This is a genomic window from Brevundimonas sp. 01N35 (assembly GCF_056399785.1).
This window is the reverse complement of the sequence record NZ_JBFTRZ010000006.1, coordinates 1-26484: the sequence shown is the minus strand read 5'-3', so window position 1 is coordinate 26484 and position 26484 is coordinate 1. Positions and strand designations below refer to the sequence as shown.

General features: G+C 68.6%; 25 protein-coding genes, 1 tRNA gene and 1 riboswitch. Of the genes, 14 read left to right on the top strand and 12 right to left on the bottom strand.

Going from position 1 to position 26484, the window contains the following annotated elements; all coding sequences use genetic code 11:
• Both atpA and AC1DJ5_RS07600 read right to left on the bottom strand, forming a co-directional pair.
• On the bottom strand, positions 1 to 1533 hold the full coding sequence (gene atpA / locus AC1DJ5_RS07605) for a F0F1 ATP synthase subunit alpha (RefSeq protein WP_441454625.1): 1533 nt from the start codon (positions 1531 to 1533) through the stop codon (positions 1 to 3).
• Positions 1534 to 1602: 69 nt separating this feature from the next.
• Positions 1603 to 2157 carry a F0F1 ATP synthase subunit delta gene (locus AC1DJ5_RS07600; RefSeq protein WP_477020190.1) on the bottom strand — a complete coding sequence of 185 codons (555 nt, stop codon included), beginning with the start codon at positions 2155 to 2157 and terminating at the stop codon, positions 1603 to 1605.
• 228 nt (positions 2158 to 2385) lie between these two features.
• Here AC1DJ5_RS07600 and AC1DJ5_RS07595 point away from each other — a divergent pair, with 228 nt between their 5' ends.
• From AC1DJ5_RS07595 to AC1DJ5_RS07585, 3 genes are read left to right on the top strand one after another with little or no spacing between them, the layout of a single operon-like run.
• Positions 2386 to 3393 (top strand): cation diffusion facilitator family transporter, encoded by a 1008-nt coding sequence (locus tag AC1DJ5_RS07595; RefSeq protein WP_441454627.1) that lies wholly within the window; start codon positions 2386 to 2388, stop codon positions 3391 to 3393.
• Between the two features lie 54 nt (positions 3394 to 3447).
• Positions 3448 to 4275 carry a TerC family protein gene (locus AC1DJ5_RS07590; protein ID WP_441454628.1) on the top strand — a complete coding sequence of 276 codons (828 nt, stop codon included), beginning with the start codon at positions 3448 to 3450 and terminating at the stop codon, positions 4273 to 4275.
• A 26-nt stretch (positions 4276 to 4301) separates the two neighbouring features.
• Complete coding sequence (locus AC1DJ5_RS07585; RefSeq protein WP_477020316.1) at positions 4302 to 5078, top strand: glutaminyl-peptide cyclotransferase; 777 nt, start codon at positions 4302 to 4304, stop codon at positions 5076 to 5078.
• 159 nt (positions 5079 to 5237) lie between these two features.
• On the opposite strand, the gene AC1DJ5_RS07580 is transcribed toward AC1DJ5_RS07585, so the two are convergent.
• Entirely contained in the window at positions 5238 to 7418 is a 2181-nt protein-coding gene (locus AC1DJ5_RS07580; protein ID WP_477020189.1) for a primosomal protein N', read from the bottom strand.
• A 159-nt stretch (positions 7419 to 7577) separates the two neighbouring features.
• On the opposite strand from AC1DJ5_RS07580, the gene fsa reads away from it, so the two are divergent.
• From fsa to AC1DJ5_RS07560, 4 genes are all read left to right on the top strand, one after another.
• Positions 7578 to 8231, top strand: coding sequence for a fructose-6-phosphate aldolase (fsa, locus tag AC1DJ5_RS07575; protein ID WP_477020188.1), 654 nt, complete (start codon positions 7578 to 7580; stop codon positions 8229 to 8231).
• A gap of 25 nt (positions 8232 to 8256) precedes the next feature.
• Positions 8257 to 8958 (top strand): DUF484 family protein, encoded by a 702-nt coding sequence (locus AC1DJ5_RS07570; protein ID WP_441454631.1) that lies wholly within the window; start codon positions 8257 to 8259, stop codon positions 8956 to 8958.
• Positions 8940 to 9884: a tyrosine recombinase XerC gene (locus AC1DJ5_RS07565; protein WP_477020187.1), complete on the top strand. Its 945-nt coding sequence runs from the start codon at positions 8940 to 8942 to the stop codon at positions 9882 to 9884. The genes AC1DJ5_RS07570 and AC1DJ5_RS07565 overlap by 19 nt, the downstream gene beginning before the upstream one ends.
• An 84-nt stretch (positions 9885 to 9968) precedes the next feature.
• Positions 9969 to 10994: a retroviral-like aspartic protease family protein gene (locus AC1DJ5_RS07560; RefSeq protein WP_477020186.1), complete on the top strand. Its 1026-nt coding sequence runs from the start codon at positions 9969 to 9971 to the stop codon at positions 10992 to 10994.
• Here the strand turns inward: AC1DJ5_RS07560 and AC1DJ5_RS07555 are convergent.
• Entirely contained in the window at positions 10981 to 11772 is a 792-nt protein-coding gene (locus tag AC1DJ5_RS07555) for an SDR family oxidoreductase (protein ID WP_477020185.1), read from the bottom strand. The two genes, AC1DJ5_RS07560 and AC1DJ5_RS07555, sit on opposite strands and share 14 nt — an antisense overlap.
• Positions 11773 to 11901: 129 nt before the next feature.
• Between AC1DJ5_RS07555 and AC1DJ5_RS07550 the strand changes: the two genes are divergently transcribed.
• Positions 11902 to 12651, top strand: a complete 750-nt coding sequence (locus AC1DJ5_RS07550; RefSeq protein WP_441454635.1) for an energy transducer TonB family protein — start codon at positions 11902 to 11904, stop codon at positions 12649 to 12651.
• A 107-nt stretch (positions 12652 to 12758) separates the two neighbouring features.
• On the opposite strand, the gene lpdA is transcribed toward AC1DJ5_RS07550, so the two are convergent.
• The 3 genes from lpdA to AC1DJ5_RS07535 all read right to left on the bottom strand — a co-directional run bounded on the left by lpdA (position 12759) and on the right by AC1DJ5_RS07535 (position 15480).
• The gene (lpdA, locus tag AC1DJ5_RS07545) at positions 12759 to 14171 is read right to left on the bottom strand and encodes a dihydrolipoyl dehydrogenase (RefSeq protein ID WP_477020184.1); all 1413 of its coding nucleotides are present in this window, start codon (positions 14169 to 14171) and stop codon (positions 12759 to 12761) included.
• Positions 14172 to 14376: 205 nt separating this feature from the next.
• Positions 14377 to 14451: transfer RNA gene (locus AC1DJ5_RS07540), tRNA-Gly, on the bottom strand.
• Between the two features lie 246 nt (positions 14452 to 14697).
• Positions 14698 to 15480 (bottom strand): SDR family oxidoreductase, encoded by a 783-nt coding sequence (locus tag AC1DJ5_RS07535; RefSeq protein ID WP_441454637.1) that lies wholly within the window; start codon positions 15478 to 15480, stop codon positions 14698 to 14700.
• Between the two features lie 54 nt (positions 15481 to 15534).
• On the opposite strand from AC1DJ5_RS07535, the gene AC1DJ5_RS07530 reads away from it, so the two are divergent.
• The gene (locus AC1DJ5_RS07530; RefSeq protein WP_441454638.1) at positions 15535 to 15951 is read left to right on the top strand and encodes a YkvA family protein; all 417 of its coding nucleotides are present in this window, start codon (positions 15535 to 15537) and stop codon (positions 15949 to 15951) included.
• On the opposite strand, the gene AC1DJ5_RS07525 is transcribed toward AC1DJ5_RS07530, so the two are convergent.
• On the bottom strand, positions 15948 to 16694 hold the full coding sequence (locus AC1DJ5_RS07525) for a 2OG-Fe(II) oxygenase (protein ID WP_441454639.1): 747 nt from the start codon (positions 16692 to 16694) through the stop codon (positions 15948 to 15950). The two genes, AC1DJ5_RS07530 and AC1DJ5_RS07525, sit on opposite strands and share 4 nt — an antisense overlap.
• Entirely contained in the window at positions 16691 to 17692 is a 1002-nt protein-coding gene (locus tag AC1DJ5_RS07520) for an NADPH:quinone oxidoreductase family protein (protein WP_477020183.1), read from the bottom strand. Before AC1DJ5_RS07520 ends, AC1DJ5_RS07525 begins: the two co-directional genes overlap by 4 nt.
• 108 nt (positions 17693 to 17800) lie before the next feature.
• Between AC1DJ5_RS07520 and AC1DJ5_RS07515 the strand changes: the two genes are divergently transcribed.
• Both AC1DJ5_RS07515 and AC1DJ5_RS07510 read left to right on the top strand, forming a co-directional pair.
• Positions 17801 to 18673: an isoaspartyl peptidase/L-asparaginase family protein gene (locus tag AC1DJ5_RS07515; RefSeq protein WP_477020182.1), complete on the top strand. Its 873-nt coding sequence runs from the start codon at positions 17801 to 17803 to the stop codon at positions 18671 to 18673.
• 251 nt (positions 18674 to 18924) lie between these two features.
• Entirely contained in the window at positions 18925 to 21783 is a 2859-nt protein-coding gene (locus tag AC1DJ5_RS07510) for a M16 family metallopeptidase (protein WP_477020181.1), read from the top strand.
• A 60-nt stretch (positions 21784 to 21843) separates the two neighbouring features.
• Here the strand turns inward: AC1DJ5_RS07510 and AC1DJ5_RS07505 are convergent, their stop codons facing one another.
• The 3 genes from AC1DJ5_RS07505 to rlmN all read right to left on the bottom strand — a co-directional run bounded on the left by AC1DJ5_RS07505 (position 21844) and on the right by rlmN (position 24439).
• Complete coding sequence (locus AC1DJ5_RS07505; protein ID WP_477020180.1) at positions 21844 to 22671, bottom strand: S1 family peptidase; 828 nt, start codon at positions 22669 to 22671, stop codon at positions 21844 to 21846.
• Positions 22672 to 22683: 12 nt separating this feature from the next.
• Positions 22684 to 23127, bottom strand: a complete 444-nt coding sequence (locus tag AC1DJ5_RS07500; RefSeq protein WP_441454757.1) for a DUF350 domain-containing protein — start codon at positions 23125 to 23127, stop codon at positions 22684 to 22686.
• Positions 23128 to 23260: 133 nt separating this feature from the next.
• Entirely contained in the window at positions 23261 to 24439 is a 1179-nt protein-coding gene (gene rlmN / locus AC1DJ5_RS07495) for a dual-specificity RNA methyltransferase RlmN (protein WP_477020179.1), read from the bottom strand.
• Positions 24440 to 24553: 114 nt separating this feature from the next.
• Positions 24554 to 24652: riboswitch (yybP-ykoY riboswitch) on the top strand.
• A gap of 78 nt (positions 24653 to 24730) precedes the next feature.
• On the opposite strand from rlmN, the gene AC1DJ5_RS07490 reads away from it, so the two are divergent.
• The 3 genes from AC1DJ5_RS07490 to AC1DJ5_RS07480 all read left to right on the top strand — a co-directional run bounded on the left by AC1DJ5_RS07490 (position 24731) and on the right by AC1DJ5_RS07480 (position 26317).
• A complete protein-coding gene (locus AC1DJ5_RS07490; RefSeq protein ID WP_477020178.1) occupies positions 24731 to 25315 on the top strand; it encodes a manganese efflux pump MntP in 585 nt (194 codons plus the stop codon).
• Positions 25316 to 25399: 84 nt separating this feature from the next.
• Positions 25400 to 25624: a hypothetical protein gene (locus AC1DJ5_RS07485; protein ID WP_477020177.1), complete on the top strand. Its 225-nt coding sequence runs from the start codon at positions 25400 to 25402 to the stop codon at positions 25622 to 25624.
• A gap of 225 nt (positions 25625 to 25849) precedes the next feature.
• Positions 25850 to 26317, top strand: coding sequence for a hypothetical protein (locus AC1DJ5_RS07480; RefSeq protein WP_477020176.1), 468 nt, complete (start codon positions 25850 to 25852; stop codon positions 26315 to 26317).
• Positions 26318 to 26484 lie beyond the last annotated feature (167 nt).

Below are 26484 nucleotides of genomic sequence, written 5' to 3'. Positions count from 1 at the left end.
TTAAGCGAAGGTCTTGGCGAAGGCGGCCAGGACGTCCTTGAGTTCAGCTTCCAGCTCCGGCGTCAGAGCCTTCTTGGTGCGGATGCCTTCCAGCAGCGAAGCGTGGTTCGAGTGGACGCGGGCCAGCAGCTCGCTCTCGAAGCGGCCGATGTCCGACACCGCCACGTTGTCCAGGTAGCCGCGCGTGCCGGCGTAGATCGACACGACCTGCTCCTCGACGGCCAGCGGCGAGTATTGCGGCTGCTTCAGCAGCTCAGTCAGGCGGGCGCCGCGGGCCAGAAGCTTCTGGGTCGAGGCGTCTAGGTCCGAGCCGAACTTCGCGAAGGCGGCCATTTCACGGTACTGGGCCAGCTCGCCCTTAATCGAACCCGCGACCTGTTTCATCGCCTTGATCTGAGCCGAGGAGCCGACGCGCGACACCGAGATGCCGACGTTCACGGCCGGACGGATGCCCTGATAGAAGAGGTCCGATTCCAGGAAGATCTGGCCGTCGGTGATCGAGATCACATTGGTCGGGATATAGGCCGAGACGTCGTTGGCCTGGGTTTCGATGATCGGCAGAGCGGTCAGCGAGCCCGAACCATTGTCTTCATTCAGCTTGGCCGAACGCTCCAGCAGGCGGCTGTGCAGGTAGAAGACGTCGCCCGGGTAGGCTTCACGGCCGGGCGGACGGCGCAGCAGCAGCGACATCTGACGATAGGCCACAGCCTGCTTGGAAAGGTCGTCATAGACGATCAGGCCGTGCATGCCGTTGTCGCGGAAGAACTCGCCCATGGCGGTGCCGGCGAACGGAGCCAGGAACTGCAGCGGGGCCGGTTCCGACGCCGTGGCGGCGACGATGATGGTGTATTCCAGCGCGCCGGCTTCTTCCAGGGTCTTGACGATCTGGGCGACGGTCGAGCGCTTCTGGCCGATGGCGACGTAGATGCAGTAGAGTTTGGCGCTCTCGTCGTTCGAGGCGTTGATCTTCTTCTGGTTCAGAATGGTGTCGATGGCGATGGCGGTCTTGCCGACCTGACGGTCGCCAATGATCAGCTCGCGCTGGCCGCGGCCGACGGGGATCAGGGTGTCGATCGCCTTCTGGCCGGTCTGCATCGGCTCATGAACCGACTTACGCGGGATGATACCCGGCGCCTTGACGTCGACGCGGCGACGCTCGGTGAACTGGATCGGGCCCTTGCCGTCGATCGGCTCGCCCAGCGGGTTGACGACGCGGCCCAGCAGGCCCTTGCCGACCGGCACGTCCACGATCTCGCCCAGACGACGGACTTCGTCGCCCTCGGCGATCTGCGCATCGGCGCCGAAGATCACGGCGCCGACGTTGTCGCGCTCGAGGTTCAGGGCCATGCCCTTCACGCCGGCCTTGGGGAACTCGATCATTTCGCCGGCCTGGACATTGTCCAGACCGTGGATGCGAGCGATGCCGTCGCCGACCGACAGCACTTGGCCGACGTCGGAAACATCGGCTTCAACGCCGAAGTTGGCGATCTGCGACTTGAGGATGGCCGAGATTTCGGCGGCGCGGATGTCCATGGTGGGCTCTCTGGCTTTCGTCTTCGGTGCGGACCCGCTGGCCCGGCTTGAACTTGGAATTCGGGGTCTTTAGGCGCGCTTGAGCGCGAACTTCATCTGGTCGAGCTTGGTCTTCAGCGAGGCGTCGAACAGCTTCGAGCCCACCTTGACCTTCAGGCCGCCCAGGATCGATGGATCGACGCGGGCGGTCAGTTCGGGATCGCGGCCCAGAGACGCGCGCAGGGCCGACAGAATGCTCTTGGTCTGGGCCGCCGACAACGGCAGGGCCGAGACCACCTCGGCGGCGACGACGCCGGTCTTCTTGGCGTACAGCGCCTGGAAGCCCGCGATCACGCCCGGCAGGTCGCGAGCACGATGGTTCGCCGCCAGCAGACCAAGGAATTTCTTGGTGACAGCGTTGAACTTCGCCTTGTCGGCGATGGCCGACAGGCCCTTGCCCTGGTCCTCGGCGGAGATCACCGGCGACTGGGCCAGGCGGCGCAGGTCGGCGCTGTCCAGCCAGGCGGCCTTCAGCGAGGCGAGATCGCCGCGCACGGCGTCGAGCGCCCCCGTCTCTTCCGAGAGGTCGAACAGCGCCTGAGCATACCGTCCGCCGACTTCCGTCGTTCTGAAATCGTCCGCCACGTAATAAAGGTCCGCGATTTGAAGCGTTTGGGTCGAGTCCGGCCGCGATCTCTCGCGCCAGCCAAGGGCTTGATTTGCTTATGGAAAGCATACTTGGGACACATCTTTCGATGCATCCTTCGTCAAAGCCGCGCGGCTGATAACACGCAAGCCCCCCGGTCGCAACCAACGGGAACGGAACGATAAGGTCGCACCCGCGCTCTTTCGGCGCGCTACAACGGGGTTTCGATGGCCGCCTCGACTTCGAAGAACGTCATCCTCGCCGCCCTGGCCGGCAATACGGCCATCGCCGTGATCAAATTCGCCGCCGCCCTGTTCACCGGCAGCGCGGCCATGATGAGCGAGGCCATCCACTCCGCCGTCGATACCGGCAATCAGGTTCTCTTGCTCATCGGGCTGAGGCGGGCCGCCCGTCCGGCCAGCGAGACCCACCCCTTCGGCCACGGGCTGCAGCTCTACTTCTATACGTTCGTCGTCGCCGTGCTGATTTTCGGCCTCGGCGCCGTCATCTCCGTCCTGCACGGGATCGAACGCATCCGCGCCCCCCAGCCGATCGAGAACCCCTGGGTCAACTATGTCGTCCTGGGCCTGGCGGTCCTGTTCGAGGGCGGGTCGTGGTGGGTGGCGCTGAAGGCCTTCAATCGTGAAAGGGCGGGCCGCCCCCTGCTGCGCTCGGTGCAGGACAGCAAGGACCCGACCATCTTCACCGTCCTGTTCGAGGACACCGCCGCCCTGACCGGCCTGGTCATCGCCCTGATCGGCGTCGTCGCCAGCCATGTCTTCGACCTGCCGATGATCGACGGCGTCGCCTCGGTGGCCATCGGCGCGGTCCTGGCCGTCACCGCCGGCTTCCTGGCCTATGAGAGCCAGAGCCTGTTGACCGGAGAGGCGGCCGATCCCGCCACGCGCGCGGGGATCGCCGCCATCGCCAAGGCGGAGGCGGGCGTGGTCGGACTGAACGACCTGCGCACCATGCATTTCGGACCCAATGAAATCCTGGTCGCCCTCAGTCTCGATTTTCAGGACGACCTGACCGCCGCCGAGGTCGAGGCCACCGTCGCCCGGCTGGAGCATCGCCTCCGCGCCGCCTATCCCCAGGCGGGCCGCATCTATGTCGAGGCCCAGAGTCTGGCCAGCCACGCGGCCGTTCGCGCCGCCGTCATGGCCGGCGGCGGCCCCGGCGCCCTGGTCTCCGACGTGCCGGGTGCGACGACGCCGCCGCCGGCGCCCGCTTGATGCAACCTCACGATCCCGTTACCGCTTAGGCTTCATCACATCTCAGGACCCCCGATGCTTGAAAGCATAACCCCCCTGTTGAGCGACCCCGCCGCCTGGGCGGCTCTCGTGACCCTGGTGGTCATGGAGGTCGTTCTCGGCATCGACAACCTGATCTTCATCTCGATCCTGTCGAACAAGCTGCCGCCCGAGCATCGTCAGCGCACGCGCCGCATCGGCATCGGCCTGGCCCTGATCATGCGTCTGGCCCTGCTGGCCGCCATCGGCTGGATCGTCGGCCTGACGGCGCCCGTCTTCGACCTCGGCATCCACGGCGAGAGCTTCGACACCGCCTTCAGCTGGCGCGACCTGATCCTGATCGCGGGCGGCCTGTTCCTGGTGTGGAAGGCCACCAAGGAAATCCACCACGCCGTCGACGTCACCCCGACGAACGACATGCTGGAGAAGGACAAGAAGGACGTCGTCATCACCAACGTCGGCGCCGCCATCGTCCAGATCATCCTGCTGGACCTGGTGTTCTCGGTCGACTCCATCCTGACCGCCGTCGGCATGACCGATCACGTGCCGATCATGATGGTCGCCGTGATCATCGCCGTGGCCGCCATGCTGCTGGCCTCGGACCCGCTGGCCGACTTCATCGACAAGAACCCGACCGTGGTCATGCTGGCCCTGGGCTTCCTGCTGATGATCGGCGCCGTGCTGATCGCCGACGGCTTCGGCGTCCATGTGCCCAAGGGCTATATCTACGCCGCCATGGCCTTCTCGGCCCTGGTCGAAGGGCTGAACATGTGGTCGCGCAACGCCCAGATCAAAAAGGACCGGGCCGAAGAAGCCGCCCAGCGCGCGCTGAACAAGGCCGAGACCGCCGAGCCCGGCGTCTGATCGTGCGTCTCTGGCCGGTCCTGGCGATGCTTCTGTTGGCGCTTCCCGCGTCGGCCGAGGCGCAATCGCCGGGGCCGACCGCCCCTTCTGCCGCCGCCACGCGACCGCCGGTCTATGGCTATGAGGTGGTGCGGGCCTTCCCCCACGACCCGACAGCCTTCACCCAGGGTCTCGTCTTTCGCGACGGTGAACTGATCGAGAGCACGGGCCGCGAGCCATCCAGCGTTCGCCGCGTGCGGCTGGAAGATGGCGTCGTGCTGCAAAAGCGCGAACTCGACCCCGAGTATTTCGGCGAAGGCCTGACCGAGATCGGCGGCCGCATCATCAGCCTGACCTGGAACAACGGCGTCGGCTTCGTCTGGAACGCGACCGACCTGACCCAGACCTCCCGCTTTACCTATACGGGCGAAGGCTGGGGCCTGACCCACGATGGAACGCGACTGATACTGTCGGACGGATCGCCCAGTCTGCGCTTCTTCGATCCTACGACTTTCACTGAGACCGGAAGTGTCGCCGTCACCCTGAACGGCCGTCCGGTGCGTCAGCTGAACGAGCTGGAATGGATCGACGGCGAGATCTGGGCCAACGTCTGGCAGACCAACTACATCGTCCGCATCGACCCGGCCTCGGGCCATGTGGTCGGGATCATCGACCTGAAGGGCCTGCTGCCCGCGGGTCAGGTGAAGGACCCGCGCGACGACGTCCTGAATGGCATCGCCTGGGACGAAAAGAACCGCCGCCTGTTTGTCGCCGGCAAGAACTGGCCCAGCCTGTTCGAGATTCGGCTGACCGGGCCGCGTTAGCCCCCTCCCCGCTCATCCCGGCGGACGCCGAGATCCAGTCCTTTGGCTTCAAGCCCCGGCACCTGAAGTTCTCACTGGGCCCCGGCGTCCGCCGGGGTGAGCGGGAGTGAGTGGCGGCGCTCAAGCAGCGAGCCGCCGCGCGGCGAGCGGTAGCGCCCCCTACAGGAAACTATAAGGATCCACGTCCACCGTCAGCCGCACCGAGGCCGGCACCTTCACCCGCGCCAGCCAGGCGCGCAGGAAGGCCTGCAGGTTGACGTCGCGGTCCGCCCGGACCAGCAGCCGTTTCCGCCGCCGCCCCCGCACCAAAGCCAACGGCGCATCGGCGGGGCCATAGACCTCCAGCCGCTCGGCGTTGGGAATGGCCTCGGCCAGATCGCGGGCGACCTTCTCGACCGCCATGGCGTTCTCGCTGGACAGGATGATCGCGGCCAGACGGCCATGCGGCGGCAGGGAGGCGGCCTCGCGCTCGCCCATCTCGGCCTCGACGAAGGCGTCGCGGTCGCCCGCCGCCAGGGCCATCAGCACCGGATGTTCCGGCGTCCAGGTCTGCAACAGGGCGCGGCCCGGCTTGTCGGCCCGCCCGGCCCGGCCCGTGGCCTGGGCCAGCAGTTGATAGGTCCGCTCGGCGGCGCGCAGGTCGCCGCCGCGCAGGCCCAGATCGGCGTCAACCACCCCGACCAGGGTCAGGCGCGGGAAGTTGTGGCCCTTGGCGGCGGCTTGCGTGGCGACCAGAATGTCGATCTCGCCCTCGGCCATCGACTGGATCAGGGCGCGCGCCGATGCCCCGTCCGGCACAGTGTCGGAGCTGAAGATGGCGGTGCGCGCCTCGGGGAAGAGCTGGCGCACCTCCTCCTCGACCCGCTCGACGCCCGGGCCGACCGGGACCAGCGAGTCCTCGGCTCCGCACGACGGACAGAGCTTGGGCTTCATCATAGAAAAGCCGGTCAGGTGGCAGACCAGCCGCCCGGTGTAGCGATGCTCGACCAGCCAGCTATCGGTGTCGGGCGCCGTCAGCCGGTGGCCGCAGGCGCGGCACAGCACCACCGGGGCATAACCGCGCCGGTTGAGGAAGAGCAGGGTCTGTTCGCCACGCGCAAAAGTCTCGCCTATGGCCTCGCGCAGCGGCGCTGACAGCCAGGTCTGCGGGTCCGGCGGACAGGTGCGCAGGTCGATCAGGTCGATGTCGGGCAGGACCGCCGCCCCGTGCCGCGCCGCCAGCTTCAGCCAGCCGTAGCGGCCTTGGCGGGCGTTCCACAGGGTCTCCAGCGACGGGGTGGCCGAGGCCAGAACCACGGTCGCGCCCTCGATCCGGCTGCGCGCCACGGCTAGGTCGCGGCCGTGATAAACCAGACCCTCTTCCTGCTTGAACGAGCCGTCGTGCTCCTCGTCCACCACCACCAGCCGCAGGTTGGCGTAGGGCAGGAACAGGGCCGAACGCGCCCCGACCACGATGTTGCAGCGCCCGGCGACCACCGCCTCCCACACCTGGCGCCGACGCGGCGCGGCGACGCCCGAATGCCATTCCGCCGGGGCCGCGCCGAAACGGGCGGTGATGCGTTCGATCAGGGCCTGGGTCAGGGCGATTTCGGGCAGCAGGATCAGCACCTGCGCCGCGGGGTCCGCGCGCAACGCTCGCGCCGCCGCCTCCAGATAGGCCTCGGTCTTGCCCGAGCCCGTCACCCCGTCCAGCAGGAAGGGGGCGAAGCCGCCCTTGGCCACGGCTTCGGCGATCACGGCCGCCGAAGCCGCCTGATCCGGGTTCAGGGTGGCGGGGGCATGGTCGGGATCGGGGGCGTCGAAGACGGCGACCGCCGGGGTCTCGACGACCATCAGCACGCCCTCGTCGACCAGCCCCTTGACCACGCCCGACGACACGCCCGCCGCGCGGGCCAAGTCAGCGCCGGTCATCGACCGCTGGCCCAGGGCCTCCAGCACCGCCGTCCGCGTCGCCGTGGGGCGGGCGGGGCTGCGGCCCTCGACCCGTTTGACCCGTCGCTCGGGCCGGGGCCGGGGCGCGCGCAGGCCTTTCAAGGCGGTGGCCGCCATCTCGCCGGGGGGGCTCAGGGTCCAGCGCGCGGCCCATTCGACAAAGGTCAGGGTCCGATCCGGCAGGCGATGCTCGCTCAGCACCTGATCGATCGCCTTCAGCCGCCGGTTCGAGCCCGTGGTCTCGAACACTTCAGCCACCACGCCCCGGATCAGGCGCGGCCCCAGCGGCACGGTCACCTGATCGCCGCGCACAGCCGTCAGCCCGTCCGGAACCTCGTAATCGAAGGCCTCGGGCACCGGCAGGGGGATGAGGACGGAGGCGACTTTCACCGCGCTTCTCCTCCCCATGAAATGGGGAGGCGGATCGGCGGCGCAGCTGACGAGACGGAGGGGCCGCTTGATTTCGCCGCAACAGCCCCTCCACCCCTTCGGGGTCCCCCTCCCCACACAGTGGGGAGGAAAAAGGAAGCTCGCCCTTCGCCTTCGTCGGCGCTAAAACCTCGTCCCATGAAACTCTTTCTCGACACCGCTGACGTCGCCGTCATCAAGGACATGCTGCCCACCGGGATGGTGGACGGCGTCACCACCAATCCGTCGCTGATCGCCAAGTCGGGTCGGAACATCGCCGAGGTCATCGCTGAGATTTGCGCCCTCGTCGAGGGGCCGATTTCCGCCGAGGCCGTGGCGACCGATTTCGAGACCATGGTGAAGGAGGGCGACAAGCTGGCCGCCATCGCCCCCAACGTGGTCGTCAAGCTGCCCCTGACCTGGGACGGTCTGCGCGCCACGCGGGCCTTCGCCGACAAGGGGATCAAGACCAACGTCACCCTGTGCTTCTCGGCCGCCCAGGCCATGCTGGCCGCCAAGGCGGGCGCCACCTTCATCTCGCCCTTCGTCGGTCGTCTGGAAGACGTCGGCGCCGACGGCGTGGGCCTGCTGGAGGAAATCCGCGCCCTCTACGACATCCACGATTTTGACACCGAAATCCTGGCCGCCTCGCTGCGCAATCCCGATCACGTCACCGCTGCCGCCATCGCCGGCGCCGACGCCGCCACCCTGCCGACGGACGTTTTCAAGGCCTTGGTCAAGCACCCGTTAACCGACAAGGGTCTTGATGCGTTTTTGGCCGACTGGGGCAAGACTGGTCAGTCGATCCTGTAACTTCGACCCCGGAAAGAGGTCCTGCTTGAGCACTTCCCTGGACCTCTCTTCTGATCACGCCGAAGGCCTTCACTGGCCCGAGGTGCGGGCCTGGCTGAACGCCCACCCCGACCGGCTGCTGGACGACCGCACTCTTCTGGAAGAACTGGGCCTGCGCGCCACCGGCCGCAACGTGGTCGATTTCGGCCGCGCGGCCCTGACCCGGCTCGAAGCCGTGGTCCAGCGCGAGGCTGGCGCGCGGAAACAGATCGAAGAGATCGCCCGCGCCAACTTCGCCGCCCAGACCCAGACCCACGTCTCGGCTCTGGACCTGATGGAGGCGACCAGCCACGCCGAGCTGTCGCGTCAGTTGGACGCCACCTCGCAAGGTCGCTTCGGTCTGGCCGGGGGCGCCATCGCCATCGAGAAGCCCGGCGGCGTTCCCTTCGGCTGGAAATCGCTGGAGCCGGGCCGCGTTGATGCGCTTCTGGGCGACGACGGTCTGGACTGGCTCGGCCCCAACTTCACCGGTCTGGACCTGTTCGGCCCCGCCGAGGGCGCGGTGAAATCCGTCGCCCTGGTGCGGATGAGCCTGCACCTGCCCGGGTCGGACGGCGCCCGCCCGGCCCTGTGCGCCTTCGGCTCGCACGAGGACGACGGCTTCACCCCGGCCATGGGCTGCGAACTGGTGGCCTTCATCACCCGCGTCGTCGAACGCATGGCCGAGCGATGGGCGTTGCAGGCCTGACCGCGCCTGAAGCCCTCCTCGCCTGGCTTGAGCATCTGGCGCACGAACGCCGCCTGTCGCCAAGCACGCTGGAGGCCTATGGCCACATAGGACGGCACTATGTCGCCTTCCTGGAGCGCCATCGCGGCGAACCTCAAACCCTGGCCGATCTGGGCGCCGTCACGGCGGCCGAGGTCCGCGCCCATATGGCCGAGCGCCGCAGTGGCGGGCAGCATGGGGGCGACCGCCCCCTGAACGCCCGCTCGCTCAGCCAGACCCTGGCGGCGATCCGCGGCTTTCACGTCTTCCTCGACCGGCGCTGCGGCACGCCCGCGCCGCAACTGGCCCTGGTGCGCGGCCCGCGCGTCAAGCCATCCCTGCCCCGCCCGGTCACCGAAGATCAGGCCATGGGCCTGCTGCATGAACCCGAGTCGGACCCCGACGCCGCGCCGTGGGAGGCCGCGCGCGACCGCGCCGTCCTGACCCTGCTCTACGGCTGCGGCCTGCGCATTTCCGAGGCCCTGTCGCTGAAGCGCTCAGACGCCCCCCTGCCCGACGCCCTGCGCATCGCCGGCAAGGGCGGCAAGATGCGGCTGGCCCCGGTCCTGCCGCAGGTGCGCGAGGCCATCGACGCCTATCTGGCGCTTCAGCCCTTCGTCCTGGAGGCGGACCAGCCCCTGTTTCGGGCCAGGCGCGGCGGCCCCTTGAGCCCCCGTCAGGTCCAGGCCACGGTCCAGCGTCTGCGCGGTCGCCTCGGCCTGCCCGCCTCGGCCACGCCCCACGCCCTGCGCCACAGCTTCGCCACCCACCTTCTGAGCGCTGGGGCGGACCTGCGCTCCATCCAGGAACTGCTGGGCCACGCCAGCCTGTCCACCACCCAGAAATACACCCAGGTCGACGCCGCCCGTCTGCTGGCCGCCTACGCCGAGGCCCATCCTCGGGGCTGACCCGGCCTCGGGGCTGACTGGTCAGCGGCCTCGAACGGCGCCTATTCTCCGTGCGGGGATGGATCGCGGCGTGGAGGCAGGCCGGTGCGTGAACCGAAATCCGTCAGCCATCCCTCGCGGCGAGCCGCGCTCGTTCTGACAGCGGGCGGCGTGGTCGCCCTGGCCCTTCCCGGCCAGGGCGCGGCCCAGACCCCGCCGCCGGCTTCGCCTCCGCCCGAACCCGACGAAACCGCGCGTCTGCTCGAAAACCTGCTGACGCGGATGGGCGTCAAGGTGAACGTCGGCAGTCTGCGCGAGCCCCTGTTCGTCATCGACACGGGGGCGGAGCGCACGGCCATTTCGGATCGTCTGGCGAACGAGCTGAACCTGCGCCCCGGCCCGCCGGTAATGGTCCACGGCATCACGGCGGCGGAGGCGGTGCGGACCCTCGAACTGCCGCGGCTGGATTTCGCGGGGCGGCGCTTCACCCATCTGACGCCGCCGGTCTTTCCCTACGAGGTGCTGGGCGCCGACGGGCTTCTGGGGCTGGACGTCCTGTCGCGCTTTCGGCTGACGCTGGAGCTGCGCCAGCGCCGGGTCATGCTGGCGCCCTCAGGTCCCGACGTGGTCGAGCGCGGCATCGCCTTCGGCGTGGCCAGCCGGATGCGCAGCAATATCACCGACACGCGCAGCGGCCGCTTCGGCCAGCTGATCCTGACCAATGTCCAGGTCGAGGGCGTGCCGGCCATGGCCTTCGTCGACAGCGGCGCCCAGTATTCGATCGCCAACCTCGCCCTGATGCGCGCCATCGACGCGCGGATCGGCCCCGCCGCGCGCCAGTCCATCCGGGTCTATGGCGTCATCGGACAGTCGCTGATGGTCGACAGCGGCGCCGTCTCCAGCCTGCGGGTGGCGCGCCGGGAACTGGGCGCCACGCCCCTGCTGTTCGGCGACCTGCACGCCTTTCAGGTTCTCGGCCTGATCGAACGACCGGCCCTGCTGCTGGGAGCCGACATCCTGACCCGGTTCAGCCGCATCACCCTGGACTACGGCCAATCGCGCATGTCTTTCGGCGGCCTGTTCAGACGTCCGCCGCCGCTCCAGACGCCTCCGGGCGTCAGATCGCCCTGACAGCGCCCCCGTCCACCCGGATCAGCGAGCCGGTGACATAGCCGGCCAGGGGGCTGGCCAGGAAGGCGGCGACGGCGCCGAACTCCTCGGTCGTGCCGATGCGGCCGGCGGGGATGGACTTGACCGATTCGGCGCGGGCCTCGGCGGGTTCGACCCCGGTGGCGGCGGCGCGGGCGGCGTCCAGACGCTCGATGCGCGGGGTGTCGATCCGCCCGGGCAGCAGGGTGTTGACCGTCACGCCGTTGGCCGCGACCTCGCCCGCCAGGGTCTTGGCCCAGGCCGCCACCGAGGCGCGCAGGGTGTTGGACACGCCCAAGCTGGCCGCCGGCTCGATCACGGTCACGGAGGCGACGTTCAGAATCCGCCCCCAGCCCATGGCCCGCATCCCCGGCAGCACCCGGTCCGTCAGACGAAAGACCGACAGCACCATGGACTCGAAATGATCGCGCCAGACCGAGGGATCCAGCCCGTTCACGCCCGACGGCGGCGGCCCGCCGGTGTTGTTCAGCAGAATCTCGATCGGCCCGCCCAAGGCCGCCTCGGCGACGTCCACCGCCTTCAGCAGTCCCTCATGATCGGCCAGATCGGCGGGGGCGATCACCGCCTTGCCCGGCCCCATGGCGTTCAACTCGTCGGCCACGGCCTGCAGCTTGGCCGCATCGCGCGACAGCAGGGCCACATGCGCCCCCTCGGCCACCAGAGCCCTCGCCACAGCCCGCCCCAGGCCGCTGGAGCCGCCGCAGATCAGGGCGCGCTTGCCGGTGAGATGAAGGTCCATGGCATGATCCGGTATCATTGAAAGGTGAGACTACGGATATGGTCACGCAGAATGCAAAATGCGATGCGCCAGCGTTCTCATCTTCGTCCGCCGCCTTCCATCTTCACGCCTCCTCGAAAGAAGCCCCAGGTGAAAACCTCCATATTGTTCGCTGCCGCCGTGCTGACCGCCAACGGCGCCGTGGCGCAGGATTTCATTCCCCCGACCTGGGCGACGCCGCCGGATGGAGACCTAGCGAGCGACCTCTTCCCCGGCTTTGCAGGCTTTCTCGGCGTCGATGGCCACGCGACCGTGACGTGCCGCGTCTCCGAGGATGGCCCTCCATTTCGTTGTCGAATAATGGAGGAAATGCCCGCCGGCCTGGGTTTTGGGGCCGCCGCGCGCTTGGTCGTCGCCAGCGGCCAAATCCGCGCAGCACGCCGGAAGGGAGGCATTATCCCGGCGACCATCCAAACCACCGTGCGCTTCGTCCACCCCGAAGTCCCGACTTTCGGCGGATGGACCGGGCCGGAGCCGTCCGCCCAGAGGTTGGCTCTGGCGAAAGCGCTGCTGGCGAGCGGAAAGAAGAACACCAAGTACCTGCCCTCCTATCGCGAAATGATGCTGGACGGCTTGGACACTGACAGAAGGAACGTGGTGCGTGCCTGGCTCGACGAGTTGATGCCGTATGATGAAGCGCAGGAAACCTCGGCGGCGATGACGCAACTCGCGCGCCTGTTCAGCGAAGATGAGCTTCGTAGCCTGCTCGCCGGAGAGGAGGTGGCGCCGCCTTCCGAAGAGGAGCTTCTGGCCGCATGTCCCGACCCGACGCCGAAGCAGCAGACGGCCCTGGACGAGTTGCGGCGTCGCTACTGCGGGCGCTACGGCTGCGACAATTGATCGAACGGCGCGCGCGGACCTTCACCGCGACCGTTTCTGACGACCCAACGAAAACGGCGCGCCCCTTGCGGAGCGCGCCGTGATGCGTTCGGGCTGAGGGCCTGGCCTTAGGCCTGCATGGTCCAGCCTTCGACGCCCATGGCCGCCTGGCGGACGGCTTCGGAGCGGGTCGGGTGGGGGTGGCAGGTGCGGGCGATGTCTTCCGACGAACCGCCGAAGGCCATGGTCATGCAGGCCTCGCCGATCAGCTCGCCGGCTTGCGGGCCGTAGATGTGGACGCCCAGGACCTTGTCGGTCGCGGCGTCGGCCAGGACCTTCACGAAGCCCTCGGTCTCGTGGTTGATCTTGGCGCGGCTGTTGGCGGCGAAGGGGAACTTGCCCTTCTTGAAGGCGACCCCCGCGGCCTTGAGCTGCTCTTCGTTCTTGCCGACCCAGGCCACTTCCGGGCCGGTATAGATGACGCTGGGGACCAGGTCGTAGTCGACGTGACCGGCCTTGCCCGCGATGGTCTCGATGACCGCCACGGCGTCTTCCTCGGCCTTGTGCGCCAGCATCGGGCCATAGGTGACGTCGCCGATGACCCAGACGCCCGGCGCCGCGGTCTTGAAGTGGTCGTTCGGGATGACGCCGCGCTTGTCGGTCTCGACGCCGACCGTCTCCAGGCCCAGGCCGGCGGTGTAGGGACGGCGGCCGATGGCCACCAGAACCACGTCGCCCTTGAGGGTCTCAGCGGCGCCGCCGGCCGAAGGCTCCAGCGTCAGCTCGACGCCGTCCTTGGTCGAGGCCGCGCCGGTCACCTTGGTGCCCATGCGGAAGGTCATGCCCTGCTTGGTCAGGCCGCGCTGGAAGGCGGTGGCGACCTCGGCGTCCATGCCGGCGCCGACCTTGTCGAGGAACTCGACCACGGTGACTTGCGCGCCCAGGCGGCGCCAGACCGAGCCCAGCTCCAGGCCGATGACGCCCGCGCCGATGACGATCAGGTGTTTCGGAACCTTGGGCAGGAAGAGGGCGCCGGTCGAGTCGATGACCTTGCCCTCCTCGAAGGCGACGCCCGGCAGCGGGGTCGGCTCGGAGCCGGTGGCGATGATGATGTTCTTGGCGTCGTAGATCGTCTTGGCGCCGTCGGCGGCCTCGACCTCGACCTTGTTCGGCCCGGCGATGCGGCCGCGGCCCTTCAGCCAGACGACCTTGTTCTTCTTCATCAGGAATTCGATGCCCTTGGTCAGGGCTTCGACGCTGTCGTCCTTGGCCTTGTGCATCTGGCCCAGGTTCAGCTTGGGCTTCACCTCGATGCCGATGCTGGCGAATTCGGTGTTGGCGGCCTCGTACAGCTCCGAGGCGTGCAGCAGGGCCTTGGACGGCATGCAGCCGACGTTCAGGCAGGTGCCGCCGAGAGTGGCGCGCATTTCGACGATGGCGACCTTCATCCCCAGCTGGCCGGCGCGAATGGCGGCGTTATAGCCGCCCGGCCCGCCCCCGATGATCACCACGTCGTAGGTCTGGGAAGCGGCGTCGGCCATATGGTCCTCTGATCGTTCAGGCGCTGGGAAGGGAGCGGCGCGGACACTAGCGCCGGCCCCGGCGGGGTCAACCGCCACGGTCCATATAGGCCGCGACGGCGGCGGGGGCCATGCCGATCAAAGTCAAAGGGAAGGGCAGGACCGGGGCCTGAAATGCGAAACGGGGCCCGACCTTGCGGCCGGACCCCGTTTTCCCAGTCTCGACTGGAGCGGGCGAAGAGATTCGAACTCTCGACCCCAACCTTGGCAAGGTTGTGCTCTACCACTGAGCTACGCCCGCATTCCCGTGGGAGCGGTGTGCTGCTCCCCGTCGAGGAGGGGCGTATAGCGGACCTTTCTCGGCCCGCGCAACCCCCCTTTTTCGTTTTCTTTCAATCGGCCCGATCTTTTTCCGATAGCCCTGAAACCTCAAACGAAAACGGCCCCCAGGCCACCCCGAGGGCGCCCCGAGGGCCGATCTTTCGCGCTTGTTGCGCTCAAGCCGCGCGCGACCGCGTCGCGAGCGTTAGCGCCCTTCGCCGCGCTATCAGCGCGGCGCCAGCCTGATGGCCCCGTCCAAACGGATGCACTCGCCGTTGATGTAGACGTTCTCGGCTAGGTGCAGCGCCAGAGACGCATAGTCGGCCGGGGTGCCCAGGCGGCTGGGGAAGGGAATGGCGGCGGCCAGGCTGTCCTGAACCTTCTGGTCCATGCCGGCCATCATCGGCGTCCACATGATGCCGGGCAGGATGGTGTTCACGCGAACCCCGTCCTGGGCCAGATCGCGCGCGATCGGCAGGGTCATGGCGTAGACGCCGCCCTTGGACGCCGCATAGGCGGCTTGGCCGATCTGGCCGTCCTGGGCCGCGACGCTGGCGGTGTTGACGATCAGGCCGCGCTCCCCGTCGGCCATCGGCTCGGTCTGGACCATGCCCAGGGCCGACTGCGACAGGACGCGGAAGGTGCCGAACAGGTTGATCGTGACCGTACGCTCGAAGGACGCCATGTCGTGCGAGCGGATCTCGCCGGTGTCGCGCTTGCGGCTGACGGTCTTTTGCCCGGTGGCGATGCCGGCGCAGTTGACGGTCAGGCGCTCCTGGCCGTGGGCGGCGCGGGCCTTGACGAAGCCGGCGGCGACGCTCTCGTCCGAGGTCACGTCGACCTTGCAGAAGACGCCGCCGATTTCCTGGGCGATGACCTCGCCGCGCTCCTCGTTCAGGTCGAACAGGGCGACCTTGACGCCCTTGGCCGCCAGCGCCCGCGCCGTGCCCTCGCCTAGGCCCGACGCCCCGCCCGTCACCACCGCCGCAATCGAACCGTCGAGTTTCATGAGGATCGTCCCTATATTCTTTGAACCGAGTGTCTGTGCGAGGATTTAGCGGCCATGACCGCCAAAGCCAAACCGGCGTCTGCCGAATCCATGGCCGACGCCATCGATCCTGAAAGGGCGTTGGTCCCCACGGTGCAGAGGGTCAATGAAATGCGCGTCAGCAAGGGCTTCTGGCCCAAGATCCGGCGCACCGCCGCCCGCATCCCCTTCGCCGATCAGGCCCTGGCCGCCTGGTACGCGACGCAAGACCCCCAGACGCCGATCGCGGCCAAGGGGATCATGCTGGGGGCGCTGGCCTATTTCGTCATGCCCATCGACGCCATTCCCGACGTCTTCGCCGGGATCGGCTTCACCGACGACGCGGCGGTGATCGCCGCCGTGCTGGCCACCCTCGGCGCCCATGTGAAGCGCAAGCACCGCGAACAGGCCGAGGCGGCGCTGAAACGGGTGCGCGACGACGCCGAGGCCTAACTCCTGTTCAAGGGCTTGGCCCGCCACCAGCCGGTGACCGAATAGCGCGGGCCGCCCGCGAAGGGCGCGACCGTCGAGACCGCGTGCATCTGCGGCACGGTGAAGACGTTCAGGGCGCCGAAGCTGGGCGTGAAGGTCTCGGTGATCTCGCCGCCCTCGTCGAGGAACTGCAGCAGGCCGCCCCACTCTGCCCGCCAGCCCGGCGACAGGTTCAGCACATAGGCGTAGAGCCGCTCGGTCTTCGCATTGGCGTCGCTGTGCCGGTTGAGGAAATGCCCCGGCAGGTAGCGGGTCACCTGGCCGTCGGAAAAGGCGATGCGGTCGTCGCCGGTCAGGCGGCGGGCGAAGTCCAGAAAGGCCTCGGTGTTAAACAGGTCCAGCAGGTCGAACAGGATCTGCGGCGTCGCCATGCCCGCCTCGCGCGCCGGGCCCAGCCGCAGCCGGTCGAACAGGAACTGCAAGCCCTCGGTCGCCCCGGCGTAGGCCTGCTGCGTCACATGGGCCTGATCCTCCGGCGAGGACGCCTCCAGCGTCGCCACGGGAATGTCCGCGCCCAGAGGATTGAGGAAGGTGCGGACCCAGGCCTGATCCGGCGCCGTCACAGCGGCGTGCAGGGCCTCGGCCCCGGCGCCGAACAGGCCGGGCACGCGGCTGCGGCCGGTGCGGGCCAAGCGTTCGGCAGCGGCGGCGAAATCCGTCTCGCCGACCGCCAAATTCAGCACGGGAGTCAGGGGCGCGCTCATGCGTCGGTCGTCACGACGATCTTGCCCATGGCCCGACGGTCGCCCAGGGCCCTGATCGCTTCATGCGCCTCCTCCAGAGGATAGGTGCGGCTGACGCGCGGCTTGATCTTGCCGTCCTTCCACAGCTGCATCAGCTCGGCCATGTTGGCGCCGTGTCCGGCCGGATCGCGCGCCACCGCCGCGCCCCAGAAGACCCCGATCACCGACACCGACTTCAACAGGGTCAGGTTCAGCGGCAGGGATGGAATGCCCGCCGGGAAGCCGACCACCAGATAGCGGCCGTTCCAGTCCATGGCGCGCAGGGCCGGCTCGGCGTAGTCGCCGCCCACCCCGTCGAACACCACGTCGGCGCCGTCGCGGCCCGTGGCCAGCTTCAGCTCTCCCGACAGCGACTTCTGCGCCGCCTTGTCCATCGGTCCCGACGGATAGATCAGGCCGTTGTCGGCCCCCAGCTCCAGGGCGAACTCGACCTTGTCATTGGTCGAGGCGGCGGCGACGACGCGCGCCCCCATGGCCTTGCCCAGCTCGACAGCGGCGGCGCCCACGCCCCCGGCCGCGCCCAGCACCAGCAGGGTCTCGCCAGGCTGCAGCTGGGCCCGATCCTTCAGCGCGTAATAGGAGGTGCCGTAGGTCATCACCAGCGTGGCGGCGTCCTCGAAACTCATGCCGTCGGGCATGGGGATCAGGCTGGCGGCCGGCACCGCCAGACGCTCGACCAGACCGCCCCAGCCGGGCACGGCGATGACGCGGTCGCCCTTGAACACGCCCTTGACGCCCTCGCCCACGGCGTCGACCACGCCCGCCACCTCACCGCCCGGCGAGAAGGGCCGCTCGGGCCTGAACTGGTACTTATCTTCGATAATGAGAGTGTCGGGGTAGTTGATCCCCACCGCCTTGACCTCGATCACCACCTCGCCCGGCTTGGGCGTGGGGTCCATGACCTCCTCGACGACAAGGCTGTCCGGGCCGCCGACGGCCTTGGAGAGGACTGCGCGCATACTGGCTTCTTCCATGATCCCCCGTCGACCATGGCGCCGACGCGTTTGAGAGGCTAATCAGCGCGCGGCCCGATGCAAAGAGGCCGAAGGGACTTTCAGGAGACGACCATGGCGCGACCCGCCCTCATCCTTCACGGCGGCGCCGGCGCCCGGCGCGAGCGCAACTACGACGCCGAGGTCGTACAGATGCGCCGGGTCGTCGAGGCGATGAAGGCGCGGCTGGACGCGGGCGCCTCCGCCGTGGACGTGGCGGTCGAGGCCGTGGTCATGCTCGAAGACTCCGGCCTCTACGTCGCCGGACGCGGCGCCTCGCCCAACCTGGCCGGGGCCTATGAGCTGGACGCCAGCCTCATGGACGGCGCAAGCGGCAAGGCCGGCGCCGTCGCCGCCCTGCAGGGCTTCCGCAACCCGGTCGTCGCCGCGCGCGCCGTGATGGACCGCACCCCCCACGTCATGCTGGCTGGCGAAGGCGCCGCCCTGTTCGCCCATGATCAGGGGCTGGAGCCGATCGGCGACGAGGAGGTCTGGTTCACCCGCGCCGGTCAGGGTGAAGACAACCATCCGCCGGCCCTCAGCCACGGCACCGTCGGCTGCTGCGTTCTGGACAGCCAGGGCCGCCTGGCCGCCGCCACCTCGACGGCGGGCGTGTTCGGCAAGATGCCGGGCCGCGTCGGCGACACCCCCATCCCCGCCGCCGGCACCTGGGCCGACGACTGCGCCGCCGTCTCCTGCACCGGTCAGGGCGAGTATTTCATCCGCATCGCCGCCGCCGCGCGCACCGCCTGGGGCGTGGCCGCCGGTCAGACCCTGGCCCAGGCGTCGCAGGCGACCATCGACCGCATCGGCGGCCTGGGCGGCGACGGCGGCCTGATCGCCCTGGACCGCGAGGGGAACATCGTCGCCCCCTTCAACAGTCAGGGCATGAAGCGCGCCTGGCTGACCACGGACGGCGAAATCGGGGTTCAGGTCTTCGACCAGTAATTCTCCGCCGCTCATCCCCGCGGAGGCGGGGACCCAGTCCGAACCTCACATGCCGGACGTGGGTGAAACCACGACCCATCAGGCCGCTGCACTTGAAGCCAAAGCACTGGGTCCCCGCCTCCGCGGGGATGAGCGGGTTGTGGCTGGGCGCTTCATTACAGCACCGTAAGGTGCGCGGCGGGATTTGACGCTGATAGGGTCTGGTCAACCTGCCCCCGGCGTGGCTGGAGGGCGACCGGAACCTGACGCCCATGAAGACCCGCCTGATCCTGACTGCCTGCGCCTCGGCCCTGCTGCTGGGCCTGCCCGCCGCCGCTTCCGCCGAGGGCGCGCCGCCCGCGACCGTGACCGTCGCCGCGCAGGGCGGCGTCGCGGTGCCGCCGCTGGGCTTTAACAAGCGGGTTCTGGCCAACGGCATGGAGGTCTATTCCGCCCGCGACGCCTCGACCTCGAACGTTACGGTTCAGGTCTGGTACCGCGTCGGTTCCAAGGACGATCCGGCGGGCCGTTCGGGCTTCGCCCACCTGTTCGAACACCTGCTGTTCAAATCGACGAAGAACATGCCGTCGGAGACGTTCGACCGTCTGACCGAGGACGTCGGCGGCATGAACAACGCCTTCACCGCCGACGACGTGACGGCCTATTACGAGGTGGTGCCCGCCAACCACCTGCAGCGCATCCTGTTCGCCGAGGCGGACCGCATGGGCTCGCTGGTGGTGGATCAGGCGACCTTCGTCTCCGAGCGCGACGTGGTGAAGGAGGAATACCGTCAACGCATTCTGGCCAGCCCCTACGGCCGCCTGTTCGGCCTGTTCGCGCCCGAGACCATCTATCAGGATCACCCCTATCGCCGCTCGGGCATCGGCTCGATCGAGGAGTTAAACGCCTCGACCCTGGACGACGTGCTGCGTTTCCACGCCACCTACTACCGGCCCGACAACGCCATGCTGATCGTGGCGGGCAACTTCGATCAGGCTCAGTTGGACGCCTGGGTCGATCAGTATTTCGCCCCGCTGCAGCGCCCGGCCACGCCCATGCCGGTCAATAACGTCAAGGAGCCGGAGCCGACCGGCCCGCGCGCCGCGACCTACTACGCGCCCAATGTGCCGCTGCCCGCCGTGGTGCTGGCCTGGAACACGATCGCTTACAAGGACGCCGACCGCGCCGCCCTGACCGTGCTGGACGGGGTGCTGTCGACCGGCGAATCCAGCCGCCTTTACCGCTCGCTGGTCTATGAGCAGCAGATCGCCGCCTCGATCGGCTCCAACCCCGACTTCGCCCAGCAGGCTGGCAATCTGACCGCCTACGCCATCATGGCCGACGGCCAGTCGCCCGAGGCCGGCCAGGAGGCCCTGGAGGCCGAGATCGCCCGCCTGCGCGACGAACCGATCACCGCCGCCGAACTGAACGAGGCCAAGAACGAGCTGGTCGCCAACGCGCTGCGCGGCCGCGAGACGGTGGATGACCGCGCCACCACGCTCGGCATGGCCCTGATCATGACCGGCGACGCGACCGCCGCCGACCGTGAGATCGCCGAGATTCAGGCCGTCACCGCCGCCGACGTGCAACGGGTGGCCCGCCGCTATCTGACGCCGCAGCGCCAGATCACCATCACCTACCTGCCCGCCGACGAGGAACACCCGGCCAGCGTGCAGAAGATGAACGTCGGCGCCCCCGTCACCGTGGCCGAACTGGCCCCCGCCGGTCCGGTCGCCGTCCTGCTGCCGGAAGCCCAGCGCGCCCGCTTGCCCCAGCCCGGCGCCGAGGTGGCCCCCGCCACGCCGGCCGTCGCCGACTTCCGTCTCGACAACGGGATGCGGGTGCTGGTCGCCCCGACGGACGGTCTGCCTCTGGTCTCGGCCCGCCTGAACTTCAACGCCGGCTCAGCCAACGACCCCGTCGGCAAGCCCGGCGTCGCCGCCATGACCGCCGCCCTGCTGACGCAGGGCACGGCCACCAAATCCGCCCCCGAGATCGCCACCGCCATCGAACAGCTGGGGGCCAACGTCGGCGCGGGCTCGGGCGCGGACTTCACCAATGTCTACGCCAATGCGCCCAAGGACGTCTTCGCCCGGTCGCTGACCCTGATGGCCGATCTGGTGCGCCACCCGGCCTTCGCCGCCGAGGAGCTGGAGCGCCAGCAGTCGCAGACCCTGGACGGCCTGCGCGTGGCCCTCAGCCAGCCCGGCTCGATCGCCTCGCAATCGGTCGGCCGCGTCATCTACGGCGCCGCCCCGTACGGCGCGCCCGGCGGCGGCACCCTGACCAGCGTCCCCGCCATCACGCGCGAGGACGTGGCCGCCTTCCACGCCGCCCGTTATCGCCCGTCGCAGGCCACGATCGTCTTCTCGGGCGCCGTGACCCCGGCCGAGGCCCGCGCGTTGGCCCAGGCCGCCTTCGGCGACTGGCGCGATCCGGCCCAGCCCGGGCCGGCTCCGGTCGCCAAGGCCGGCCAGACCCTGCCGACGCGCGTCGTCGTCATCGACCAGCCGGGCGCGGGCCAGGCCGCCGTCATCGCCGCCATTCGCGGCATCAAGCGCACCGACGCCGACTACTTCCCCCTGACCCTGGGCAACACCCTGCTGGGCGGCGGCTTCTCCTCGCGGCTGAACCAGGAGATCCGCATCAAGCGCGGCCTCAGCTACGGCGCCCGCTCCTCGGTCGGCGCCCAGCAGGACGTCGGCGTCTTCACCGCCTCGACGCAGACCAAGAACGAGACGGCGACCGAGGTGGCCGACCTGATCCTGGCCGAGGTCGGCAAGCTGGGCACGACCCAGGCGACCGAGGCCGAACTGGCCCCGCGCCGCGCCACCCTGATCGGCGGCTTCGGCCGCTCGCTGGAGACGGTGGACGGTCTGGGCGGTCTGGTCGCCAACCTGGCGCTCTACGACCTGCCGATGAGCGATCTGGCCGACTATGCCGGGCGCGTTCGTTCGGTCACGCCGCAACAGGTCGAGGCGGCCTTCGCCGGACACCTGCCGACCGACCGCGCCAGCCTGGTCATCGTCGGCGATGCGTCGAAATTCATCGACGGCCTGCGGGCGAAATATCCGAACGTCGAGGTCGTTCCGCTGACCGCGCTGAACCTGGACAGCGCCACGCTGAAGTAGGGCGCTACGACAACGGTCCCGGATAGCGGCTGCGCCGCTTCCGGGATGGCCGGCGGAGCGTCAGGTCGTCAGACAGACCACCTGGGCCACCCGCAGGTCGCGCCGCAGACGATCTGCGACCTGGCCGTAATTCTCGGTCGTCACAGCCTCGCCCAGCGCCTTCTCGTCGGCGCGCTGCTCGCCCCGGATGGCGGGGGCGAAGGTGTCGGGCGCCGTGGTGTAGATCAGGCCCCGGCGCGGCGCCTCGGCGATGGTCACGCCCAGCACCCGGCCGCGGCCGTCGAGAACCGGCGCCCCGGACAGGCCCGACAGCGTCCCCTTCAGGCCCTTGGTGCGCCCGGCCTCGGCCCAGGCCAGCACCGGCTCGTCACGCTCGCCCCGTCCCCGTATCTTCAGCGTCTCGCGGCCCAGCAGGCGCGACGCCACCTCGCCCGGCTCGCCCTGGGGAAAGCCCGGATGGAAGGCGCGTTGGCCCTTGCGCAGCGGCGTCTGCGTCGCGATCGGCAAGGCGGGGGGGCCGCCCTCAGTCAGCAGCACGGCCACGTCGGCGCGCTCGGCCAGGCGCACGTCGGCGGCCAGGGCGCGCCCGCCGCCGATCACCAGCGCCGGGCGGCGGCAGCCTTCGACCACGTGCCGGGCCGTGACCCAGCGCCCCTCTCCGGCGATGGAAAAGGCCGTGCCGGACGAGGGCTGGAAGGGAAGGTCGGGGGCGATGACGGTGACCGAAGGATCGAACGGCGTCACCGGTCCCAGCAGAGGGCCGTGCGCCTCGTCGCCCTCGGGCGCATGAGGGGCGTCGGCCTTTTCGCGTCGCCCCAGCGACACGATCAAAATCGCCCCGACCACCGCCGCATAGATGGTCCAGTCAGGAAGATGGGGAAAGCGCATCGCCGCGCCGTCTCAGCCCGTCAGGGCGGCGGCGAGGATCAGGGCCGTGGCCAGTTTGGCGCCCGCCAGCACCACGGCGGCGGCGATCTCGCCCTTCTCGATCCGTTGCGGCAGACCGGTCAGCAGCAGGTCGACGACGCGGAAGGCCAGCAGCTGCAGCACCACCGTCGCCACGCCCCAGATGGCGATGTCGCGGATCGAGGTCGAGACCGACAGGGAGGTCGCCAGCGGAATGGCCAGACCGACCAGCACGCCGGAAAACGCGACGGCGGCGGCGGCGTTGCCCTGACGGATCAGGGCGACCTCGCGCCACGGCGTCAGCAAGGCATAGACGGTCGCCCCCATGGCCAGCAGACCGAAGGTCACCAGCAGATGCAGCACCAGGATGGGAAAGCCGGTGGCGAAGGCCTGAACCTCGGGACTCGACAGGACGCTGGGCAGAGACGACGAGTCCATGATGTGCGAGCCCGCAGCCTCCAGCTGAAAACGGAACGAAAGCAAAACACCCATGCCCAAGCCCGCACGGCGGCGCTAGAGCAATGCAGCCACACTCACGAGAGAAAACAGCGTTCGTCCGCCACGAGCGACGTCAGGCCGCCGCTGCGTCGTCCGTTCCGGCTTCCGCCCGCTCGGCCTTGATCCGGGCGCTGGCCCTCTGCTTCTCGCTCTCGGACTTCAGCTGGCCGCAGGCGGCCAGGATGTCGCGGCCGCGCGGGGTGCGGATAGGCGAGGCGTAGCCGGCCTTGTTCAGAATGGCGGCGAAGCGTTCGATCGTCTTCCAGTCCGAGCATTCGTAGTCGGTGCCGGGCCAGGGGTTGAACGGGATCAGGTTGACCTTGGACGGGATGCCCTCGATCAGCTTGACCAGGGCGCGGGCCTCGTCCGGGCTGTCGTTGACGCCCTTCAGCATGACGTATTCGAACGTCACCCGGCGGGCGTTGGCCAGGCCCGGATAGGCGCGGATGCCGGCCATCAGTTGGTCCAGCGGATACTTCTTGTTCAGCGGCACCAGGACATCGCGCAGGGCGTCGTTGGTGGCGTGCAGGCTGATCGCCAGCATGGCCGCCGTGCGGTCGCCCAGAGCTTGAAGCTGCGGCACGACGCCCGAGGTCGAGACCGTGATGCGGCGGCGCGACAGGGCGATGCCCTCGTTGTCCGAAATGATGTCGATGGCGTCGGCGACGTGCTCCAGATTGTAGAGCGGCTCGCCCATGCCCATGAAGACGATGTTGGACAGGCGGCGGTCTTCCTTGGGCGACGGCCATTCGTCCAGATCGTCGCGGGCCACCTGCACCTGGGCCACGATCTCGGCCGTGGTCAGGTTGCGGACCAGCTTCTGCGTGCCGGTGTGACAGAAGGTGCAGTTCAGGGTGCAGCCGACCTGGGACGAGACGCACAGGGCGCCGGCCCGGCCCACGTCAGGAATATAGACGGCCTCGACCTCGATGCCCGGCGCGGTGCGGATCAGGTATTTGCGGGTGCCGTCCTTGGACACCTGACGCTCGACGATCTCGGGGCGGGCCAGGGTGAAGGCCTCGGCCAGGGCCGCGCGGGTCTCCTTGCCGATGTCGCTCATCAGGGCGAAGTCGGTGACGCCGTAGTGGTGGATCCAGCGCCACACCTGGGTGGCGCGCATCTTGGCCTTCTCGGGCGGACAGATGTTCGCTTCGATCAACGCGTTGCGCAGCCCCTCGCGCGTCAGACCGCTGAGGTTGACGGGGGCTTTAACCGGGGCGGAAGCGCGCGAAAGATCGAGCGTGATGCTCAAGGCTGGATATCCTGCGGCGGGGGTGAAGCGGCGGCGTCTAGCACAAATGGGGGGCCTTGTCGCGCCCGGCCAGCCCCGCGGGCTTGAACCCCGAGCTCCCAGCCGCTAGAGGGGCCGCGTTGGGGAGTAGCTTCCGGCGTCGTTCAGCCGGGATCGCGTCAACACACTTGCTCCGGCACGGGGCATGGCGCGATCAGCGGATCACATCCGCCTAGCGAGACCAGCACGTTCCGGGGGCCGAGCCGGCCTGCGCCCGGACGTGCTGTCACGCGCCCGGCTGAGTATTGATCCATGACCCCCGTCGCCATCGCCATCCTGTCCCTCAGCATGTCGGCCGACGCCTTTGCCGCCGCCATCGGCCGGGGGGCCGTGCACCGCCCCACCCTGCCCCAGGCCCTGCGCTCGGGCCTGGTGTTCGGCGTGGTCGAGGCCATCACCCCCCTGATCGGCTTCGGCCTGGGCATCGCCGCCGCCAGCTTCGTCGCCGCCATCGACCACTGGATCGCCTTCGGCCTGCTGGGCGCGGTCGGCGGCAAGATGATCTGGGAGGCGCTGAAGCGCGAGGACGAGGCTGAAGAGGAAGCCGAGACCAGGAAGGCCGTCTCGCGCGGCGTGATCGCCCTGGTCGCCACCGCCGTCGGCACCTCGATCGACGCGGGCGCGGTCGGCGTCGGCCTGGCGCTGCTGGGCGAAAACATCTGGCTGATCGCCGCCTGCATCGGCGCGACCACCTTCACCCTGGCCACCCTCGGCCTGCTGATCGGCAAGGCGGCGGGCACGCGACTGGGCAAGATCGTCGAACTGATCGGCGGGATCGCCCTGATCGCGCTGGGCCTCAAGATCCTGCTGGAGCATCTGGGCGTGCTGGCGTTCTGAAAGGCGTCTTGCATCGTCGGCGCGACTGACGGAACGTCCGCCGACGCCTGACCGTTACGCCGTCAGTCGCAAGGAGACTCCGTCATGCGCACCGCGCTCGTCCTCGCCGCCCTCGTCGCCCCCCTCGCCCTCGCCGCCTGCGCCTCGGGCAGGCCTCTCCCCACCTATCAGCAGGACCTCGACAGGCTTGAGGCCGACTGCTCGGCGCGCGGCGGCATATTGGCCCCCACGGGCGCCACCACCGGCCGGGCGCAGACCGACTATCTGTGCAAGATCACCGGCGGCGCGTCGCGCCTGCCGAACTACTGAGATCAATCTGACCGAGAAATCCGTGGTGGTTGGAGGCAGCTACCTCCTTAGACCCACATTGAATCATGCAGTAAAGATCGCCGTTTAAGGGCGCATTCCGGCGCATCCCACAATGGCCGCTTGCGACCCATTGCGGACCATCCAACTTCCTCGCATTCTCCCGAGATGGACTCCTTAGCGACAGGACGACCCGCCAAGTCCCCGCTTGCTGCCCTTCGGCAATCCGTGACCGCAATTCTGCTTTTCATGCTCGCGGGACCGATTGCGGGCCTGTTCTTGTTATTCGGCCCCACCGGGACGTTGGTTGCCTTGTTCCTCGGTGCGACCCCCTTCGTTTATGTGGCGGGTCTCGTGCCTGCTGCGATCACGGGCGTCGTCGCCGCAGTGACGGCGCTATCCGGTCGGATATGGTTGTATATCCTGGCAACCGTAACATCAGGCGGACTCAGCACGGTAAGTATCCTAGCGGACGGGCAGACCGGCTACTTTATTTGGAAGCTCGCCGTTACTGGTATGGTGGCGGCCGCTATTTGTGCAGTCATATGCATCCCAATATTCAGTTTTAGGATGAACCTCCCCCAATCATGGATTCATCTATTTAAAGCCTTGGACCCAGTTCATGCTCTGCTGGTCGCACTAGGCGCTGCATGCTCATTTCTTTTGGCTTGCATTATGGCGATGATCTTCGGCTAGGCGGCCAAGGTCTGCTTTCCACGGTGGGCTCAACCGGTGAACGCAACACGCTAACTTTTCTTCGGAGATGGAGCGTGGGCGATGAAGCAGCGGCGGCGGATCTATTACTCGGCGGCCCAGCGGGCTGAAATCTGGGATCGCTGGAAGGCGGGCGAGTCGATGAGTTC